Raw genomic sequence first — 16,737 nt, forward strand, 5'->3', positions numbered from 1 at the left:
GCTCCTACCCGAACGAGTGACGGCCGAGGGCGACTGCCGCCCTCACACGCCTCCCACGGGCCCCGCCGGGGAGCCGGCGTCAGTACGAGAGCCGGCTGCCGTCCGGTGCCGTACGCCCGGCCTGCACGAGGGTGTCGACGATCACCCGCACGCTGGGCAGCCACGGCGCCCGGTCGCCCGGGTCCACCACCGGCGGCCTGACCCAGCGCGCCCCCGCGGTGCCGCCGGATCCGACCGGGGAGGGCGGCAGCAGGAGGTAGCCGCCCTGGCCGTGGTACCGCAGCGAGGTCGGCACCCACTCGTGCCGGTCGAGCAACTCGCCCAGTTCCTCGAGGGAGTACGGCTCCACCAGGAGGGCGAAGCGCGTGGGGGTGGCCACGACCGGGCCGGTGCGCACCCCCAGCTTGTCGAAGACGCCCAGCGCCCGCGCCCCCGCGACGGCCGGCAGGCTCACCGCCGAGACCGGGTCGCCGGTGGCGAGCACGAGCGGCTGGTCCGGCCGCCGCGTCCACCACCAGCGGACCATCCGTGGATCGCAGGTCGCCGCGAGGAGGCCCGGGTCGTGCGGATGGGCGCCCGGCACCGGACAGTCGGGCCGCAGACAGGCGCATCCGCCGCGTGCGTCCGTACCGGCTCCCGGTACCACGGGCCAGTGCCACCGCTCGGCGCAGGTGAGCGCCGCACGCAGCAGCTCGGGACTGCTCTTGCGTCGCCTTCCGAGGATCTCGCGCATCTGCGCTCGTTCCTTTCCGTTAGCGCTCAGGGATCTGCCCATGACACAACGTAATCTGGAGCACACCGCTTACGAGTCAGCGCATCACGTCTCGAGCCGAGCGTGGAACGTGGCGGGGGGTGGCGCACACTGGCGCTTGTTCGTCCTGCGGAGTGCTGGGAACTGCTGCGTGTGCTTGCGTGTGCTGCTGTGTGCGGTCCCGCCGGCTGTGCAAGAACCCCGCCATGGGGGGAGGGTCGGCCGTCTCGGTCTATGACGCCCCGGCAGGGCGCCGGGTTCCTGAGGCCGCCAACTCCCATCCCGTACGTACCCACTGCGATGGATATGACGCGCTGTCGAACCCCTTCAGTCGACAACTAATTGTGGCACGCGGTGCCCTTTTTCGGCCATAGTCCTGCATCTCCGCGGACCCGCCGACACCAGCCCTTCCACCTGGGCAATCCTGGACACACCCACGAGTAGGCGGTAGAAGGGAAACCATTGATAGCGGCGCAGCACGAGCTTGGGGGTTTGCGATGCTATTGACGGAAATGCGCTGCTCTGCGGAGCCGTCGCCGCGGCACGACGAAGATCGTGAAAGCCGGCGGCCATGAGCGCCGCGCGCCTTCCGAAAGTGGCCGGAATCGACCCACCCATTCCGCCACCGGCGCACACTGCCTCCCCCGTGGTCGAACAGCAATCCCATCCGGAACCCCGTCCCGACGATCCGGACGCACGTCCCGGGACGGCGGATCCGGTCGGCCGGCTCACCGCCACCCAGGACAGGCTGGCCTCCTGGGTCTCCGACCTGACCACCCTGCACGAACTCACCGAGCGGCTGGCCGGGACCGCGACCCTGCAGGACGCGCTGCGCGAACTGCTGCGCGCCGGCGGCGCCTTGGTCGGCGCCCGGCGCGGCCTGGCCGCCGTCTCCCCCGCCGACCGGCTGGGTCCGGCCACCGTCGTCGGCCTCGGCCTCGGCCCGGCCGAGCTCGGCGCGCTGGAGACCGTCCCGCTGCCCGCGGCACCGGAGGCGGTGCCCGCGGAGGAGATCCACACCGACCTGTGCCGCGAGCCCGGGATCGACCCGCGCCACCGCGAGGTCGCCCTGCGGCTCGGTTTCGGCGCCAGCTACGCCCTGCGGCTGTCCGCGGAGTCCACCGGCCGGCTGGGCTCGGCCCTGTGGTTCTACGACGAGCCGGCCGAACCCACCGAGCGCCGGCGCCACCTCATCGGCCTGTACTGCCGCCACGCCGCCGAGCACCTTGCCCGGCTGCTGGAACTGGACCGCAGCCGCGCCACCGTCGCCACGCTCCGCCAGGAGCTGTTGCCGACCCGGCTGCCGCGGGTCCCCGGGGTCCGGCTGGCCGTGCGGCACCTCCCGGCCGCCGGCGGTGGGGGCGACTGGTACGACGCCCTCCCGCTGCCCGAGGGGGCGCTGGGGCTGTCGGTCGGCGGGGTGAGCGGCGGCGGCATGAGCGCGGTCGCCGCGATGGGCCGGATGCGGGCCTCGCTGCGGGCGTACGCGGTGATGGAGGGCGAGGACCCGGTCGCCGTCCTGTCCGACCTGGAGCTGCTGCTGCGGCTGACCGAGCCCGCCAGGTCGGCCACGGCCCTGTTCGCGTACGCCGAGCCGGGCTCCCGGAAGGTCGTGGTCGCCGGGGCGGGGCACTGCCCGCCGCTGGTCGTGGGCGGGCACCGGGTCGAGTACGTGGAGACCTCGCTGTCCGCGCCGCTGGGCATGCTCAGCTGCTGGGAGGCGCCGAGCGTCGAGTTCCGGCCACTGGCGGGGGAGACCGTGCTGCTCTACACCGACGGCCTGCTGCACCGCACCGGCGATCCCGTCGACCGCGCCTCCGCCCGCCTGCACGCGGCCGCGGCGTCCGCCCCGCGGACCGCCCGGGACGACCCGGCGCAGCTGGTGGAGCACGTCCTGCACGCCATGCTCCCCGGCGACCACGAGGACCCCCACCCGACCGAGGACGTCGTCCTGCTCGCCGCCCGCTTCGACTGAGCCCGGACGGGGACCGCCGCCGGCCGTCTTCCGCGCCCACTTACGATGGGGTGGTCTACAGCGAGGAGGCACGACGTGGTCGAGGACCGCGCTCCGGAGACCCCGGAAGGCGACGAGCCCATCAAGCAGCGGAAGAACGGCCTGTATCCGGCCGTCTCCGACGAGCTCACCGAGGTGATGAAGTCCGGCTGGGCGGACACCGAACTGCACGACCTGCAGCCGGTCGAGCAGGCGCCGTACGCGGCCAAGCGGCGTGCCGCGCTGTCCGCGCGGTTCCCCGGCGAGCGGCTGGTGGTCCCGGCCGGCAACCTGCGCACCCGCGCCAACGACACGGACTACCCGTTCCGTGCCGCCAGCGAGTACGTGCACCTCACGGGCGACCAGACCCAGGACGCCGTCCTGGTCCTGGAGCCCAACGGTGACGGATCTCACGACGCCACCGCCTACCTGCTCCCCCGCTCCTCCCGGGAGAACGGCGAGTTCTGGCTGGACGGCCAGGGCGAGCTCTGGACCGGCCGCCGCCACAGCCTGGCCGAGGCCGAGGTCGTGCTGGGCCTGCCGTGCGCCGACGTCCGCAAGGTCGCCGACGTGCTCCGCGAGGCCACCGGCCCGGTCCGGGTCGTCCGCGGCTACGACGCCGGCGTCGAGGCCGCGCTGACCGACAAGGTCACCGCGGAGCGCGACGCCGAGCTGAAGGAGTTCCTGTCCGAGCTGCGGCTGGTCAAGGACGAGTGGGAGATCGGCGAGCTGCAGAAGGCCTGCGACTCCACCGCCCGGGGCTTCGAGGACGTCGTCCGGGTGCTGGACAAGGCCGAGGCGACCTCCGAGCGCTACATCGAGGGAACGTTCTTCCTGCGCGCCCGCGTCGAGGGCAACGACGTCGGCTACGGCTCCATCTGCGCGGCGGGCCCGCACGCCTGCACCCTGCACTGGGTCCGCAACGACGGCCCGGTCCGCTCCGGCGACCTGCTGCTGCTCGACGCCGGCGTGGAGACCCACACCCTCTACACCGCCGACGTCACGCGCACGCTGCCGGTGAACGGCACGTACAGCGACGTCCAGCGGAAGGTCTACGACGCCGTGTACGAGGCCCAGGAGGCCGGCATCGCCGCCGTCCGCCCCGGCGCGGCCTACCGCGACTTCCACGACGCCGCACAGCGGGTGCTCACCGAGAAGCTCGTCGAGTGGGGCCTGGTCGAGGGCCCGGTCGAGCGCGTCCTCGAGCTCGGCCTGCAGCGCCGCTGGACCCTCCACGGCACCGGCCACATGCTGGGCCTGGACGTCCACGACTGCGCCGCCGCCCGCACGGAGACCTACGTCGACAGCACGCTGGAGCCGGGCGTGGTCCTCACCGTCGAGCCGGGCCTGTACTTCCAGGCCGACGACCTGACCGTGCCGGAGGAGTACCGGGGCGTCGGCGTCCGCATCGAGGACGACATCCTCGTCACCGAGGACGGCAACCGGAACCTCAGCGGCGGCCTGCCGCGCCGCTCCGACGAGGTCGAGCGCTGGATGGCGGAGCTCAAGGGCTGACCCCCCGCCACCCGGACGGACGGCCGGGGCCGCACGGACCTCCGTGCGCCCCGGCCTCCGTGCGTCAGGGGACCGCGTGCGTCAGGAGACCTTGAGCAGCGAGTCGTCCCGCCACTTGAGGATCTTGTCGAAACTGACCACCGCCCCGTGCCCGGGACGGTTGTGGAAGTGGACGTGGTCCACGAGCGCCTCGATCAGGAAGAGCCCGCGCCCGTGCTCGGCGTGCTGGTCCTTCTTCGCCAGCGGGCGTACGGAGTGGTGCGTGCGGCGCAGGTCCGGGGCGAAACCCGGGCCGGAGTCCGCCACCTCGATGCGGCAGCGGTCGCCCTCGATGCGGGCCGTGACCCGGTACTCGCCGTGGGCGGCGTGCTCAACGGCGTTGGCACAGGCCTCGGTGAGGGCGACGGACAGGTCGTAGGAGATGTCCGGGTCCACCCCGGCCGTCTCCATCGTCCCCAGCAGGAGCCGGCGGGCGAGCGGAACGCTCGCAGCCTCGCGCCGCAAGTGGAGGGACCACCAGATGCTCATGCTCAGCCTCCTGGCTGCGGCTCGACATACCGATACGTATTGCCCCGAAACACGGTCGGTAAGCGTGGCGTTGACGTGATGCCAGCCATACGGCGGATGCCCTCGCTCCGTAGGCGGGTGTAGGAACGGCACCGGACGCCATAGCACAGACCGGCGTGTTCCGGGCCCCGCCGTTCGCAGGAGGGGCACTCGGTGAGAGGATGACGCCCGTCATGTCTTCCCCCGTGCGCGCCGGCGCCGATCTGCGACTGCTGCGGGCCGCGGTGTTCACCGCGGTCTGCGTCGTGTTGTCCGCGGGCGCGCACATGCTGGCGTCGGGGCACGGGGTGCCCGGCTGGACGCTGGCGGCGGGCTGGCTCGCCGTCTTCGCGTTCGTCGCCCCGCTCGCCGGGCGGGAGCGCTCGATGCCCGCCATCTCGACGGGTCTCGCGGGCGGACAGCTCGTCCTGCACGTGCTGTTCAACGTGGGCGGGATCTGCGGTGGCGGCGGCGTGGCCGCGATCGCCGGACGGCTGCTCTGCGACGAGCGGGCGGCGGCGCTGCCCGCCCACGCGCACACCGTCACCGGGACGGGCCACATGGCGGACATGCCCGGGATGGCAGGAATGCCCGGGATGTCCCCCACGGTCACCGAGAGCACGATGCTCTCCTACAGCCTTCCCATGCTGCTCGCGCACGTGGTCGCCGCGGTGACCGCCGGCTGGCTGCTGCGCCGCGGCGAGGCCGCGCTGTGGCGGCTGCTCGCGCTGTCGGCCCGCGGGCTGGCCGAGCTGTCCGGCGCCGGCCTGCGCCACGCCGTCGCGCTGGTGCGCCTGCTGCTGTCGGGGAACCCGGCGGCGCCCTGCGCCGTCCCCGGCGCGGGCCGCGCCGACGGCCCCGACCGCGCACCGCGCACGGTACTGCTGCGGCACAGCCTGGCCCGGCGGGGGCCGCCGGCGTACGCCCCCGCGGCCTGAACGCGATCCGCTCAACCGACGTATGAGGGCGGAATCGCGCGCGCCGCACGCGTGCCATCCGACACCTTCCCTCCGTCACCGTGGAGTCTCCGCATCATGAACACCGTCATGCGCCGCGCCACCGCCCTCGCCGCCGTCACCGGGGCGGCCGTGCTCGCCACCGCCGTCCCCGCCTTCGCGCACGTGAGCGTCCAGCCCGGCAACGCCGCCAAGGGCGGCTACAGCACGGTCGCGTTCAAGGTCCCCAACGAGGACGACAAGGCTGCGACGATCAAGGTCGAGGTCAACCTGCCGATCGACCACCCCATCGCCTCCGTCTCCACCCAGCCGGTGCCCGGCTGGACGGTGAAGATCACCAAGAGCAAGCTCCCGACGCCGTTGAAGACCGGGCACGGTGACATCACCGAGGCCGTCACGAAGATCACCTGGAGCGGCGGGGAGATCAAGCCCGGCGAGTTCCAGCAGTTCCCGGTCTCCCTGGGCCCGCTGCCCGAGGACACCGACCAGCTGGTCTTCAAGGCCCTCCAGACGTACGACGACAAGCAGGTCGTGCGCTGGATCGAGGAGCAGCAGAAGGGCGAGGAGGAGCCGGAGCACCCGGCTCCCGTGCTGACCCTCGCCGACGCGGCGGACGACGGCCACCACGACGCCTCCACCGCGGACGACAAGAAGGACGACGTCAAGGCCGAGCCCGTCTCGGCGAACGGCGACGCCGCCACCGAGAAGGCCGCGTCCGCCGACACCAGTGACACCACCGCACGCGCGCTGGGCATCGTCGGCATCGTCGTGGGCGTGGCCGGTGTCGCCTTCGGTGTGCTGGCCGGCCGTCGCCGCGGCACGGGCACGCCGTCCGCCTGACGCACCATCGCCGGGGCGGCCGCACCGCGCACGCACCGCGGCCGCCCCGGCGCCGCAACGAATTCCTGGGGATCCCCTGATGCGTACCACCCTCAGGGCGGCAGCCTCGGCCGCCGCCGTCGCCGCACTCGCCCTGACCCTTGCCGCCTGCGGCGGCCCGGACGGCGGGGCCGACACCTCCGGCGCCGAGCCGGCCGTCTCCATCGACGCGACGCCCAAGGCGGCGACCGTCCTCGACACGCCGTTCGAGAAGCCGGACATGATCCTCACGGACACGCACGGCGCGAGGTACGACTTCGTCGAGCGGACCAAGGGCCGGCCGACCCTGCTCTTCTTCGGCTACACGCACTGCCCGGACGTCTGCCCGACGACGATGAGCGACATCGCCATCGCCAAGTCGAAGCTGCCGAAGGCGGAGCAGGACAAGCTCGTCGTGGTCTTCGTGACGACCGACCCCGAGCGGGACACACCGCAGCGGCTCGGCGAGTGGCTTGGCGCGCAGGACAAGGCGTTCGTCGGCCTCACCGGTGACTTCGCCACCATCCAGGCGGGCGCGCGCACGCTCGGCGTGGACGTGGAGAAGCCGGTGAAGGAGAAGGACGGCAGCATCACCGTGACGCACGGCGCCCAGGTGATCGCGTACTCGCCGAAGGACGACAAGGCGCACGCGCTGTACATGTCGGGCACCACGTCCGAGGAGTTCGGCGCCGACCTGCCGAAGATCATCGCTGGACGGACGCCGTGACCCGCCGCTCCCTGCGACGCGTCCCGGCGACGGCCGCCCTGGTGCTGCTCGGCGCCACGGCCTGCTCCGGAGCGCCGGACGGCCCCGAACTGGAGGTGAGCGGCGCCTACATCCCGCAGCCCGCGCTGGCGGACATGGCGGCCGGGTACTTCACCGTCACCAACAGCGGGGACCGGGACGCCCGGCTGACCTCCGTCACCAGCGACCTGTCCGGCGACATCACCCTGCACAGCACCGACGACAACCGGATGCGCCGGGTGACCTCCTTCACCGTCCCCGCGGGCGGGCGGCTCACGCTCGCGCTCGGCGGCAACCACCTGATGCTGACGGACCTCGAGCACAAGCCCGTGGCCGGCGAGCGCATAGCGCTGCGGCTGCACTTCGACGACGCCGGAACCATCGACGTACGCGTCCCGGTCGAGCCCGCGGGCTACCGTCCGGGGGACTGAGGAGAGCGCCATGAGGGTGATGACGAAGTCCGTGCTGCGCCTGCTGGCCCCGCCGCTCGCGGTGCTGGGCCTGCTGCTCGGCACCGCCGTGCCGGCGTCCGCGCACGCCGCGCTGATCGGCTCCGACCCGGTCCAGGGGTCGGTGGTGAAGACCGCGCCGGCGCAGGTGCGGCTGACCTTCTCCGAGGGCGTGCTGCTGTCCAGGGACGCCATCCGCGTCCTCGGCCCGGACGGCAGACGCGCCGAGACCGGTGACGCCAACGACGGCGGCCGGGGGAACACCACCGCGGCCGTCGCCCTGCGCCCGGGACTCGGCGACGGCACGTACACCGTCGCCTGGAAGGCCGTCTCGGCCGACAGCCACCCGGTGGCGGGCGCCTTCACCTTCTCCATCGGCGCGCCCTCGAAGACCTCGGTCGCGCTGCCCACCGAGGAGGTGGGCGGCGGTGTCGTCGGCACCCTGTACGACATCGCCCGCTACGCCGCCTACCTCGGCTTCGCGCTGCTGGTCGGCGCCGCCTTCTTCATCGGCGTGTGCTGGCCGGACGGCGCCCGCACCCGCTCGATGCGGCGACTGGTGGCCACCGGCTGGGCGGCGATGGTCGCCGCGACGATACTGCTGCTGATGCTGCGCGCCCCCTACGCGAACGGTGGCGGCCTCGGCGACGCCTTCGACCTCGGCGGCGTACGCGAGGTCCTGGACACCCGGCCCGGCGCGGCGCTGCTGTCCCGGCTGCTGCTGCTCGCCGCGGGTGCGGTGTTCATCGCCGTCCTCTTCGGCAGCTGGGCCAAGCGCGAGGACCCGGTCGAACGCCAGGACCTGGCCTGGGGGCTGGCGATCGGCGGCACGGTCGTGTCGGTCGGCCTCGCCGCGACGTGGGCCATGGCCGAGCACGCCTCGGTCGGCATCCAGGCGTCGGTGGCGATGCCCGTCGACATCGTGCACCTGCTGGCCATGGCCGTCTGGCTCGGCGGCCTCACCGCGCTGCTGGTCGCCCTGTGGAGCGGGCAGCGCGTGGAGCGGGCCACGGTGCAGCGCTTCTCGAAGATCGCCTTCGGGGCCGTGGTGACCCTGGTCGTCACCGGCGTCTACCAGTCCTGGCGTCAGCTCGGCTCCTGGGACGCGCTGGTGTCCACCGGCTACGGGCAGCTGCTGCTGGTCAAGATCGGCCTGGTCATCGTGCTGGTGGAGCTGGCCTGGCTGTCCCGCCGCTGGACGGGGCGGCTCGGCGAGGCGGCCGCCGTACGCGGCAGGACCGCCGTCGCCCAGCCGGTCGCGGTGGGGCGCAAGGGCGCGGGCGGCGACGGTGACGCCTCCGAGCGCGCCGGGCAGCTGGCCCGGCAGGAGGCGGCGCTCGCCAAGGAACGCGCCCGCAAGGAGCGCGACGCCGACGCCGAGCGCACGGGCCTGCGCAAGTCGGTGCTGGCGGAGGTGGCCGTCGCGGTCGTGGTGCTGGCCGTCACGACGCTGCTCACCGGCACCCAGCCGGGCAGGGCCGCCGAGGAGGGCGCCGCCCAGCAGGCGACGGCGCCGGTGTCCGAGGTGCCCGAGCCGCTGGACGTGAGGATCCCCTTCGACACCGGCGGCCGCGACGGCAAGGGCGAGGCGGAGGTGACCCTGGACCCGGGCGGCATCGCCGAGAACGAGCTCCACCTGCTGGTCACCGCCTCCGACGGCCGCGCCTTCGACGTCCCCGAGGTGCAGGTCTCCTTCACGCTGAAGGCCAAGAAGATCGGGCCCATCCCGGTGACGCTCGGGAAGATCGACACCGGTCACTGGAGCGCCGAGAACGTCCAGATCCCCGTCCCCGGGGAGTGGACGGTCTCCGTCACCGTCCGGACCTCGGACATCGACCAGGTCACCCGCACCAAGGTAGTGAAGATCGGCTCATGAACGACCGTCCCCAGGACCTCTCGCGGCGCCGTCTGCTCGGCGCCGCGGGCGCGGCGGGCGCCGCCGGACTGCTCGTGGGCGGCGCCTCGGGCGCCGTCACCGCGCACGCCACCCGCGACGAGGCCACCGCGCTGACCTCGGTCGGCGCGACGGCCGTCCCCTTCCACGGCACCCACCAGGCGGGCATCACCACCCCGCTGCAGGCCCGCGGCCACCTGGTCGCCTTCGACCTGACCGCGGGGACCGGCCGCAAGGGCGCCGCGGCCCTGCTGCGCCGCTGGTCGGCGGCGGCCGAGGCGATGACGGAGGGCCGGGCGCCCGCGGGCGACAACCAGGTCGCCCTGGACGCCGGGCCGTCCTCGCTCACCGTCACCTTCGGCTTCGGCCGCGGCTTCTTCGCCAGGACGGGGCTGGGCGGACGGATGCCGCAGGCCCTCGCCCCGCTGCCGGACTTCGCCTCCGACGCGCTCGACCGGGGGCGCAGCGAGGGCGACCTGTGGATCCAGATCGGCGCGGACGACGCCCTGGTCGCCTTCCACGCGCTGCGCGTGCTGCAGAAGGAGGCCGCGGGCACGGCCTCCCTGCGCTGGCAGATGAACGGCTTCAACCGCACCCCGGGCACGACGGCCGAGCCGCGTACCGCCCGCAACCTGATGGGCCAGGTCGACGGCTCCAACAACCCCCGGCCCACCGACCCCGACTTCGACGCGCGCGTCTTCGTCCCCGCCGGCGGCTCGCCGCAGTGGATGGCGAACGGTTCCTACGCGGTCGTCCGGCGCATCCGCATGCTGCTGGACACCTGGGACAACCTCCCCCTGGAGCGTCAGGAGAAGGTGATCGGGCGCCGCAAGTCCGACGGCGCCCCGCTGTCCGGCGGCACCGAGTCGAGCAAGCCCGACCTCGACAGGATCGGCCCGGACGGCCGTGCGTTCGCGATCGCCGCCGACGCGCACGTCCGCGTCGCCGCCCCGGCCTCCAACGGCGGCGCGGCGATGCTGCGGCGCGGCTACTCGTACCACGACGGCTACCGCGAGGACGGCGCGCCGGACGCCGGGCTGCTCTTCGTGGCCTGGCAGGTCGACCCGCTCAAGGGGTTCGTGCCGGTGCAGCGCAAGCTCGACCGGGGCGACGGCCTGTCGCGCTTCCTGCGCCACGAGGCGAGCGGGCTCTTCGCGGTCCCGGGCGGGGCGGCACCGGGCGAGTACGTCGGCGAGCGGCTGCTGGAGTCCTGAGGAAGGGCGCCGCGTCAGGGCCTAGGCTGCTGGCATGTCGCCGGCGAGCCGTTACACCTATCTCGGCCCTGAGGGCACGTTCACCGAGGCCGCGCTCCGGACGCTGCCGGAGGCCGCCACCCGCGAGCTGGTGCCGATGGTCTCGGTGCAGGCCGCGCTCGACGCGGTGCGCTGCGGCGAGGCGGCGGCCGCCCTGGTCCCCATCGAGAACTCGATGGAGGGCGGCATCACCGCGACCCTGGACGAACTGGCGGCGGGCTCCCCGCTGATGATCTACCGCGAGGTGCTGCTCCCCATCGCGTTCGCGCTGCTGGTGCGCCCGGGCACGGGGCTCGGGGACGTCAAGACCGTGACCGGTCACCCGGCGGCCCAGGTGCAGGTCCGCAACTGGCTGTCGGCGCACCTGCCCGACGCCGCGTGGGAGTCGGCCGCGTCGAACGCCGACGGCGCCCGGCTGGTGGCGGAGGGCCGCCACGACGCGGCGTTCGCGGGCGAGTTCGCGGCACCGACGTACGGGCTGGAGCCGCTGGCCACCGAGATCCACGACGCGGCGAACGCCCAGACGCGCTTCGTCCTGGTCGGCCGTCCGGCCCGGCCGGTCGCGCCGACCGGCGCCGACAAGACCTCCGCGGTGTTCTGGCTGGGCGACGACCACCCCGGTGCGCTGCTGGAGCTGCTGCAGGAGTACGCGGTGCGCGGGGTGAACCTGATCCGCATCGAGTCGCGGCCGACGGGTGAGGGGATCGGCCGGTACTGCTTCTCGGTGGACTGCGAGGGGCACATCACCGAGCGCCGGGTCGGCGAGGCGCTGATGGGCCTGAAGCGGATCTGCCCGCAGGTGCGTTTCCTCGGCTCGTACCCGCGCGCGGACGAGGTGCCGCCGCAACAGCGCAGGGGGACGACGGACGAGGAGTTCACGGCCGCGGCGGACTGGCTGGGCCGCGCCCTGGACGGGCGGGTCTGAGCGGTTCGCGCACCGCTTCACGGGGCCTCCGGTGAACAACCGGTGGCCCCTTCGGTTGTCCACCGCGTTATCCACAGGCCCTTGCCGAGGGCTGGGGATAAGTCGACAGAACAAGTCGCCCAAGGAACCGCCAGATCGACAAATCGGCACACTCGCACCAAGTAGGCCCGCAGGCCCACAGGTCATCATTCGTCATCCCAATACCTTCGAACAACTCGATAGAGGGAAGAGTTCTCACTCGAAAGGGAGTGTTAGGAGGGTTTGGAGCGGGAATCCATGCCCCGGCACCCACCCCACGGAATGATCAAGTCCATCTTCCACAGCCCATCCACACGGGCTGTGGACAAGTGAGGGGGAAACCTCTCCCCCTGTGGATAACTCTCCGCTCCGGACCTGCCCCAACTGCCGTTGTCCACAGGGCACATGCCCTCCCCGGAGGGACGCGAAGAATTCGGTTGACGGTAACCGACCCGCCATTATCGGCGGCGCGGCATTTCCCGCACCCTCCTTTCGAAGCGGACATAACGCCTCATAAAGCACTTAACTTGTCGCGTCGGCACCCGGCGCACCGGTAGCCTGTTCCCGTGATTGACCTTCGCCTGCTTCGTGAGGACCCCGACCGTGTGCGCGCCTCCCAGCGCGCCCGTGGAGAGGACGTCGCGCTCGTCGACGCCCTCCTCTCCGCCGACGAGCGGCGCAGGTCGTCCAGTACCCGCTTCGACGAGCTGCGCGCGGAGCAGAAGGCGATGGGCAAGCTCATCGGCAAGGCGCAGGGCGACGAGAAGGCCGGGCTGCTCAAGAGGGCCGGCGAGCTCTCCGCCGCCGTCAAGGCCGCGGACGCCGAGCAGCACGAGGCGGCCGAGGAGGCGCAGCGCCTGCTGCTGCAGCTCGGCAACATCGTCCACCCCGACGCCCCCGTCGGCGGCGAGGAGGACTTCATCGTCAAGGAGGTCGTCGGCAGCCCGCGCGACTTCGCCGCCGAGGGCTTCGAGCCCCGGGACCACATCGACCTCGGCGAGCTGCTCGGCGCCATCGACGTCGACCGCGGCGCCAAGGTCTCCGGCTCGCGCTTCTACTACCTGACCGGCGTCGGCGCCCTGCTGGAGCTGGCCCTGGTCAACGCGGCCATCGCGCAGGCCACCGCGGCCGGCTTCACCCCGATGCTGACCCCGACGCTGGTCAAGCCGGAGGCCATGGCCGGCACCGGCTACCTCGGCCAGGTCGAGGACGACGTGTACTACCTGGAGAAGGACGGCCTCTACCTGGTCGGCACCTCCGAGGTCCCGCTCGCCGCGTACCACATGGACGAGATCATCGAGGCGTCGAAGCTGCCGCTGCGCTACGCGGGCTTCTCGCCGTGCTACCGGCGCGAGGCGGGCTCGTACGGCAAGGACACCCGCGGCATCATCCGCGTCCACCAGTTCGACAAGGTGGAGATGTTCGTCTTCACCCGCCCCGAGGACGCCGAGGCCGAGCACGCGCGGCTGGTCGAGTGGGAAAAGCAGTGGCTGACCTCGCTCGAGCTGCCCTTCCGGGTGATCGAGCTGGCCTCCGGCGACCTCGGCTCCTCGGCCGCGCGCAAGTTCGACTGCGAGGCGTGGATCCCCACCCAGGGCAAGTACCGCGAGCTGACCTCGACCTCGAACACCACCGAGTTCCAGGCCCGCCGGCTCTCGGTGCGCCTGCGGGACGAGAACGGCACCCGCCCGCTGGCCACCCTCAACGGCACGCTGTGCGCCATCCCGCGCACCATCGTCGCCATCCTGGAGAACCACCAGCAGGCCGACGGCTCGGTCCGCGTCCCCGAGGCGCTGCGCCCGTACCTGGGCGGCCGTGAGGTGCTGGAGCCGGTCGCCAAGTGACCTCTCCGCTCCCCTACCGCCTCGTCGCGACGGATCTCGACGGCACGCTGCTCGGCCCCGACCACACCGTCTCCGAACGCTCCCGCAAGGCGCTCGCCGCGGCCACCGCGGCGGGTGCCGGCCACATCGTCGTCACCGGGCGCCCGGTGGCCCGTACGGTGCACGTCCTGGACGACCTCGGCTACGAGGGCCTGGCCGTCTGCATGCAGGGCGCGCAGGTCTACCACGCGGGCGAGCGGCGGCTGCTGACCTCGGTCACCCTGGACCGGCAGACCGCCCGGGCGGCGGTGGCCGCGATCGAGGCGGAGACCGGCCGGCTGGCCGTGGCGGCGGCGCTCGACGGCGTGGACGGCGACATCGTGCTCGGCCCCGGCTACCGGCTGTTCGACTCCGAGCTGCCGGTGGGCGGCACGGTGGACGACGTCGAGGGGCTGTGGGCGTCGCCCGTCAGCAAGCTCTACATCCAGCGCCCGGGCATGGGGGACGACGAGCTCGCACAGGCCGCGACCGCGGCCGCCGGCGGCCTGGTCAGCGCCGTGATGTCCGGTGAGGGCATCGTGGAGCTGCTGCCGCTGGGCCTGTCCAAGGCCCGGGGGCTGTCGCTGGCCGCCCGCCGGCTGGGCGTGACGGCCGCGCAGACCATCGCCTTCGGCGACATGCCCAACGACCTGCCGATGTTCGAGTGGGCGGCGCACGGCGTCGCGATGGGCAACGCCCACCCGCTGCTGAAGGCGGCCGCCGACGAGGTCACGGCCTCCAACGGCGAGGACGGGATCGCGCTGGTCCTGGAGCGGCTCTTCCCCGGGGCGTGAGCCCGCGGCAGGCGAGGCCGGTCAGCAGGGGCGATGTCGTGCCCGGGGTCGGTGTACGTACGGCCCTGGGCCACCAGGGGGTCAGAGCGCGTACAGCCCGAATGCCGCCGGGGACTCGGTCCACAGCGCGCTGCCGGGCAGCGCGCGCACCGGCCGGGAGCCCGGCTCCGCCAGGTTGGTGCTGTTGTGGTGCAGCAGGAAGGACCGCAGGTCCGGCGGGGCGGCGGCCATGACGCAGCTGGTCACGGTGAGGACCAGCAGTCAGAGGTGCGTCCCGGGGGTGGAGCGCACCCAGGCGCCCACGCCGGGGAGGACGACCCGGGCCGCCGCGCCGCGTGGTGCGGAGCGGCGGCGCCCGGTGCCGGCGGTGCCGGCCGTCTCGTCCGTTGCCATCCCCTCCGTCGTGCGGCAGGGGACGGCGCGCATTCAGCGGGTTCAGGCCGCCTTGATCGCGGAGATGTCGAAGGTCAGCTTGACCTTGTCGCTGATCAGGACGCCGCCGCCCTCGAGGGCCGCGTTGTAGGTCAGGCCCCAGTCGCCGCGGTTGACGGTGGTGGCACCCTCGAAGCCGACACGGAGGTTGCCGTACGGGTCGGTGGCGGAGCCGTTGTAGGTGAAGTCGATGGAGACCGGCTTGGTGGTGTCCTTGATCGTGAGGTCACCGTGCATGCGGTAGGTCTCGTCGTCGACCTGCTCGGCGGAGGTGCTGCGGAAGCTGATCTCCGGGTAGGTGGCGGCGTCGAAGAAGTCGCCGGTGCGCAGGTGCTCGTCGCGCTGGGCCTGGTTGGTGTCGATGCTGACGACCTTGATGGTGACCTCGGCGGAGGAGTTGGCCGGCTTGCCGCCGTCCAGCTGCAGCTTGCCCTCGTACTCCGCGAACTGGCCGCGCACGGTGGTGACCATCGCGTGGCGCACGGCGAAGCCGACCTCGCTGTGGGTCGGGTCGATGGTGTACTCACCGGTCAGGTGCGCCAGGTCGGCGGACGCCGCGGTGGTGACGGCAGCGGTCTCGGCGGCGTCGCTCTTACGGTTGAAGAGGCCCATGATGAACTCCTTGGGGACGTGTTGGTTTACGATTCAACCTCATGCACCGTAACCGCATTCCCTTGAATTTTCAATGAGTCCTGTGACGTGGCCCACTTCCGGGGGACGGGGACGAAGCGCCGGGGACCCCTGTCGAGGGACCACAGGCGGCGGAGCCCGGCGACGGATAGCGCGGCGAGCGCGTCGATGTGGTGGGCCAGCTCCGGGCTGAACAGCGCGATGAGCAGGCCGAGGGCGGCCAGGAACACACCCACGGCGAAGAGCAGCGGAATCTCGGACATCACGCCGCAAATCTGACAATCCGATGTGCGGACGTCGGGGGAGCAGGGCCGCCCGGGCGGCAGAAGACCACCCGGGCGGCTTACGAGGCAACGGGGCCTAGGCCGGAACGATCACTCCTCGCCGGCCAGCGTCAGCGACCGCATCCGCTGCCCCGCGAACGCCGTCGCGGCGAGGGTCACACCGACCAGCAGCACCACCGCGAGCGGCAGGCCCACGTCGGAGGTCACCATGCCCTCGCCGGCGATCCTCTGGGCGAGCGCCAGGGCCCACTGCTGCACGCTCAGCGTGCGCGCCCCCGGCACCAGGCTGCCGATCAGCGACTCCCAGATCAGCGCGTAGACCAGGCCGAACACCACGGCCTGCCGGGTCACCACGCCCAGCAGCAGGAAGATCGCCGCGTACGTGACGGAGGCGACCGCCGCCGCGACGGTGAACGCGACCGCGATGCCCTGGCTGTTGCCGTTGAGGATGAACCCGGCGATCAGCGTCGGCACGGCCGAGAAGACCGCCGACACCGCGATGGCGACCAGCAGCTTCGTGACGATGATCGTCGGCCGCCGCACCGGCTTGGCCAGCAGGTAGATGATCGAGCCGTCGTCGATCTCCGGGCCGATGGCGCCGGTGCCGGCGATCACGCCGACCAGCGGCACCATCGTCGCCAGCGCGAAGCCGCCGAGCACCGAACTCGCGATGGAGTCGTCGGCGCCGACCAGCACCCGCACCGCCACGGAGATCAGGATCAGCAGCGCGGGAAGGGCGAACAGGACCAGGGCCCGGCGGCGGCCCAGCAGCCCCCGGTAGGTCAGCCTGGCCACGGTGGGATTGAACATCGGAACTCCTTGCAGCCGTTGC

18 protein-coding genes are annotated in these 16,737 nt (G+C 72.7%); 11 read left to right on the forward strand and 7 right to left on the reverse strand.

Translation table 11 applies throughout. The annotated features are described in order from the left end of the window. Nucleotides 1-79: 79 nt before the first annotated feature. Entirely contained in the window at nucleotides 80-733 is a 654-nt protein-coding gene (locus ABZ479_RS08480; RefSeq protein ID WP_500460729.1) for a bifunctional DNA primase/polymerase, read from the reverse strand. 589 nt (nucleotides 734-1,322) lie between these two features. On the opposite strand from ABZ479_RS08480, the gene ABZ479_RS08485 reads away from it, so the two are divergent. Both ABZ479_RS08485 and ABZ479_RS08490 read left to right on the forward strand, forming a co-directional pair. Further along, nucleotides 1,323-2,726 (forward strand): PP2C family protein-serine/threonine phosphatase, encoded by a 1,404-nt coding sequence (locus ABZ479_RS08485; protein WP_500460730.1) that lies wholly within the window; start codon nucleotides 1,323-1,325, stop codon nucleotides 2,724-2,726. A 45-nt stretch (nucleotides 2,727-2,771) separates the two neighbouring features. Continuing rightward, nucleotides 2,772-4,259, forward strand: coding sequence for an aminopeptidase P family protein (locus tag ABZ479_RS08490; RefSeq protein ID WP_500460731.1), 1,488 nt, complete (start codon nucleotides 2,772-2,774; stop codon nucleotides 4,257-4,259). A gap of 81 nt (nucleotides 4,260-4,340) precedes the next feature. Here the strand turns inward: ABZ479_RS08490 and ABZ479_RS08495 are convergent, their stop codons facing one another. After that, nucleotides 4,341-4,787 (reverse strand): ATP-binding protein, encoded by a 447-nt coding sequence (locus tag ABZ479_RS08495; RefSeq protein WP_018558220.1) that lies wholly within the window; start codon nucleotides 4,785-4,787, stop codon nucleotides 4,341-4,343. Nucleotides 4,788-4,999: 212 nt separating this feature from the next. On the opposite strand from ABZ479_RS08495, the gene ABZ479_RS08500 reads away from it, so the two are divergent. The 9 genes from ABZ479_RS08500 to ABZ479_RS08540 all read left to right on the forward strand — a co-directional run bounded on the left by ABZ479_RS08500 (nucleotide 5,000) and on the right by ABZ479_RS08540 (nucleotide 14,559). Beyond that, nucleotides 5,000-5,743, forward strand: coding sequence for a hypothetical protein (locus ABZ479_RS08500; RefSeq protein WP_500460732.1), 744 nt, complete (start codon nucleotides 5,000-5,002; stop codon nucleotides 5,741-5,743). Between the two features lie 96 nt (nucleotides 5,744-5,839). After that, a complete protein-coding gene (locus tag ABZ479_RS08505) occupies nucleotides 5,840-6,601 on the forward strand; it encodes a YcnI family copper-binding membrane protein (RefSeq protein ID WP_500460734.1) in 762 nt (253 codons plus the stop codon). A 79-nt stretch (nucleotides 6,602-6,680) separates the two neighbouring features. Then, on the forward strand, nucleotides 6,681-7,346 hold the full coding sequence (locus ABZ479_RS08510) for an SCO family protein (protein WP_500460736.1): 666 nt from the start codon (nucleotides 6,681-6,683) through the stop codon (nucleotides 7,344-7,346). Beyond that, entirely contained in the window at nucleotides 7,343-7,795 is a 453-nt protein-coding gene (locus ABZ479_RS08515) for a copper chaperone PCu(A)C (RefSeq protein WP_500460738.1), read from the forward strand. Before ABZ479_RS08510 ends, ABZ479_RS08515 begins: the two co-directional genes overlap by 4 nt. Nucleotides 7,796-7,805: 10 nt before the next feature. After that, nucleotides 7,806-9,689 (forward strand): copper resistance CopC/CopD family protein, encoded by a 1,884-nt coding sequence (locus ABZ479_RS08520; RefSeq protein WP_500460740.1) that lies wholly within the window; start codon nucleotides 7,806-7,808, stop codon nucleotides 9,687-9,689. Next, entirely contained in the window at nucleotides 9,686-10,921 is a 1,236-nt protein-coding gene (gene efeB / locus ABZ479_RS08525; RefSeq protein ID WP_500460742.1) for an iron uptake transporter deferrochelatase/peroxidase subunit, read from the forward strand. Before ABZ479_RS08520 ends, efeB begins: the two co-directional genes overlap by 4 nt. A 34-nt stretch (nucleotides 10,922-10,955) precedes the next feature. Beyond that, nucleotides 10,956-11,885, forward strand: a complete 930-nt coding sequence (gene pheA, locus ABZ479_RS08530) for a prephenate dehydratase (RefSeq protein WP_500460744.1) — start codon at nucleotides 10,956-10,958, stop codon at nucleotides 11,883-11,885. Nucleotides 11,886-12,469: 584 nt separating this feature from the next. Next, nucleotides 12,470-13,747 (forward strand): serine--tRNA ligase, encoded by a 1,278-nt coding sequence (gene serS / locus ABZ479_RS08535; protein ID WP_500460746.1) that lies wholly within the window; start codon nucleotides 12,470-12,472, stop codon nucleotides 13,745-13,747. Beyond that, entirely contained in the window at nucleotides 13,744-14,559 is an 816-nt protein-coding gene (locus ABZ479_RS08540; protein ID WP_500460747.1) for an HAD family hydrolase, read from the forward strand. The genes serS and ABZ479_RS08540 overlap by 4 nt, the downstream gene beginning before the upstream one ends. Nucleotides 14,560-14,640: 81 nt before the next feature. On the opposite strand, the gene ABZ479_RS08545 is transcribed toward ABZ479_RS08540, so the two are convergent. The 5 genes from ABZ479_RS08545 to ABZ479_RS08565 form a co-directional block, all read right to left on the reverse strand. Then, nucleotides 14,641-14,805, reverse strand: coding sequence for a hypothetical protein (locus tag ABZ479_RS08545; RefSeq protein WP_500460749.1), 165 nt, complete (start codon nucleotides 14,803-14,805; stop codon nucleotides 14,641-14,643). Nucleotides 14,806-14,820: 15 nt separating this feature from the next. Next, a complete protein-coding gene (locus tag ABZ479_RS08550) occupies nucleotides 14,821-14,952 on the reverse strand; it encodes a hypothetical protein (protein WP_500460750.1) in 132 nt (43 codons plus the stop codon). Nucleotides 14,953-14,994: 42 nt separating this feature from the next. After that, on the reverse strand, nucleotides 14,995-15,603 hold the full coding sequence (locus ABZ479_RS08555) for a YceI family protein (RefSeq protein WP_499604725.1): 609 nt from the start codon (nucleotides 15,601-15,603) through the stop codon (nucleotides 14,995-14,997). 26 nt (nucleotides 15,604-15,629) lie between these two features. Then, complete coding sequence (locus ABZ479_RS08560) at nucleotides 15,630-15,887, reverse strand: hypothetical protein (RefSeq protein ID WP_500460751.1); 258 nt, start codon at nucleotides 15,885-15,887, stop codon at nucleotides 15,630-15,632. 108 nt (nucleotides 15,888-15,995) lie between these two features. After that, complete coding sequence (locus tag ABZ479_RS08565) at nucleotides 15,996-16,715, reverse strand: ABC transporter permease subunit (protein ID WP_499604721.1); 720 nt, start codon at nucleotides 16,713-16,715, stop codon at nucleotides 15,996-15,998. Nucleotides 16,716-16,737: the final 22 nt, after the last annotated feature.

Origin of the sequence: Streptomyces sp. NPDC005722 (assembly GCF_040630935.1) — a bacterium.
Classification (GTDB): domain Bacteria; phylum Actinomycetota; class Actinomycetes; order Streptomycetales; family Streptomycetaceae; genus Actinacidiphila.

Coding starts and splice junctions, on each gene's coding strand:
- ABZ479_RS08480 (WP_500460729.1), bottom strand. CDS start 733: ATGCGCGAGATCCTCGGAAGGCGACGCAAGAGCAGTCCCGAGCTGCTG.
- ABZ479_RS08485 (WP_500460730.1), top strand. CDS start 1,323: ATGAGCGCCGCGCGCCTTCCGAAAGTGGCCGGAATCGACCCACCCATT.
- ABZ479_RS08490 (WP_500460731.1), top strand. CDS start 2,772: ATGGGGTGGTCTACAGCGAGGAGGCACGACGTGGTCGAGGACCGCGCT.
- ABZ479_RS08495 (WP_018558220.1), bottom strand. CDS start 4,787: ATGAGCATCTGGTGGTCCCTCCACTTGCGGCGCGAGGCTGCGAGCGTT.
- ABZ479_RS08500 (WP_500460732.1), top strand. CDS start 5,000: ATGTCTTCCCCCGTGCGCGCCGGCGCCGATCTGCGACTGCTGCGGGCC.
- ABZ479_RS08505 (WP_500460734.1), top strand. CDS start 5,840: ATGAACACCGTCATGCGCCGCGCCACCGCCCTCGCCGCCGTCACCGGG.
- ABZ479_RS08510 (WP_500460736.1), top strand. CDS start 6,681: ATGCGTACCACCCTCAGGGCGGCAGCCTCGGCCGCCGCCGTCGCCGCA.
- ABZ479_RS08520 (WP_500460740.1), top strand. CDS start 7,806: ATGAGGGTGATGACGAAGTCCGTGCTGCGCCTGCTGGCCCCGCCGCTC.
- efeB (WP_500460742.1), top strand. CDS start 9,686: ATGAACGACCGTCCCCAGGACCTCTCGCGGCGCCGTCTGCTCGGCGCC.
- pheA (WP_500460744.1), top strand. CDS start 10,956: ATGTCGCCGGCGAGCCGTTACACCTATCTCGGCCCTGAGGGCACGTTC.
- ABZ479_RS08550 (WP_500460750.1), bottom strand. CDS start 14,952: ATGGCAACGGACGAGACGGCCGGCACCGCCGGCACCGGGCGCCGCCGC.
- ABZ479_RS08555 (WP_499604725.1), bottom strand. CDS start 15,603: ATGGGCCTCTTCAACCGTAAGAGCGACGCCGCCGAGACCGCTGCCGTC.
- ABZ479_RS08565 (WP_499604721.1), bottom strand. CDS start 16,715: ATGTTCAATCCCACCGTGGCCAGGCTGACCTACCGGGGGCTGCTGGGC.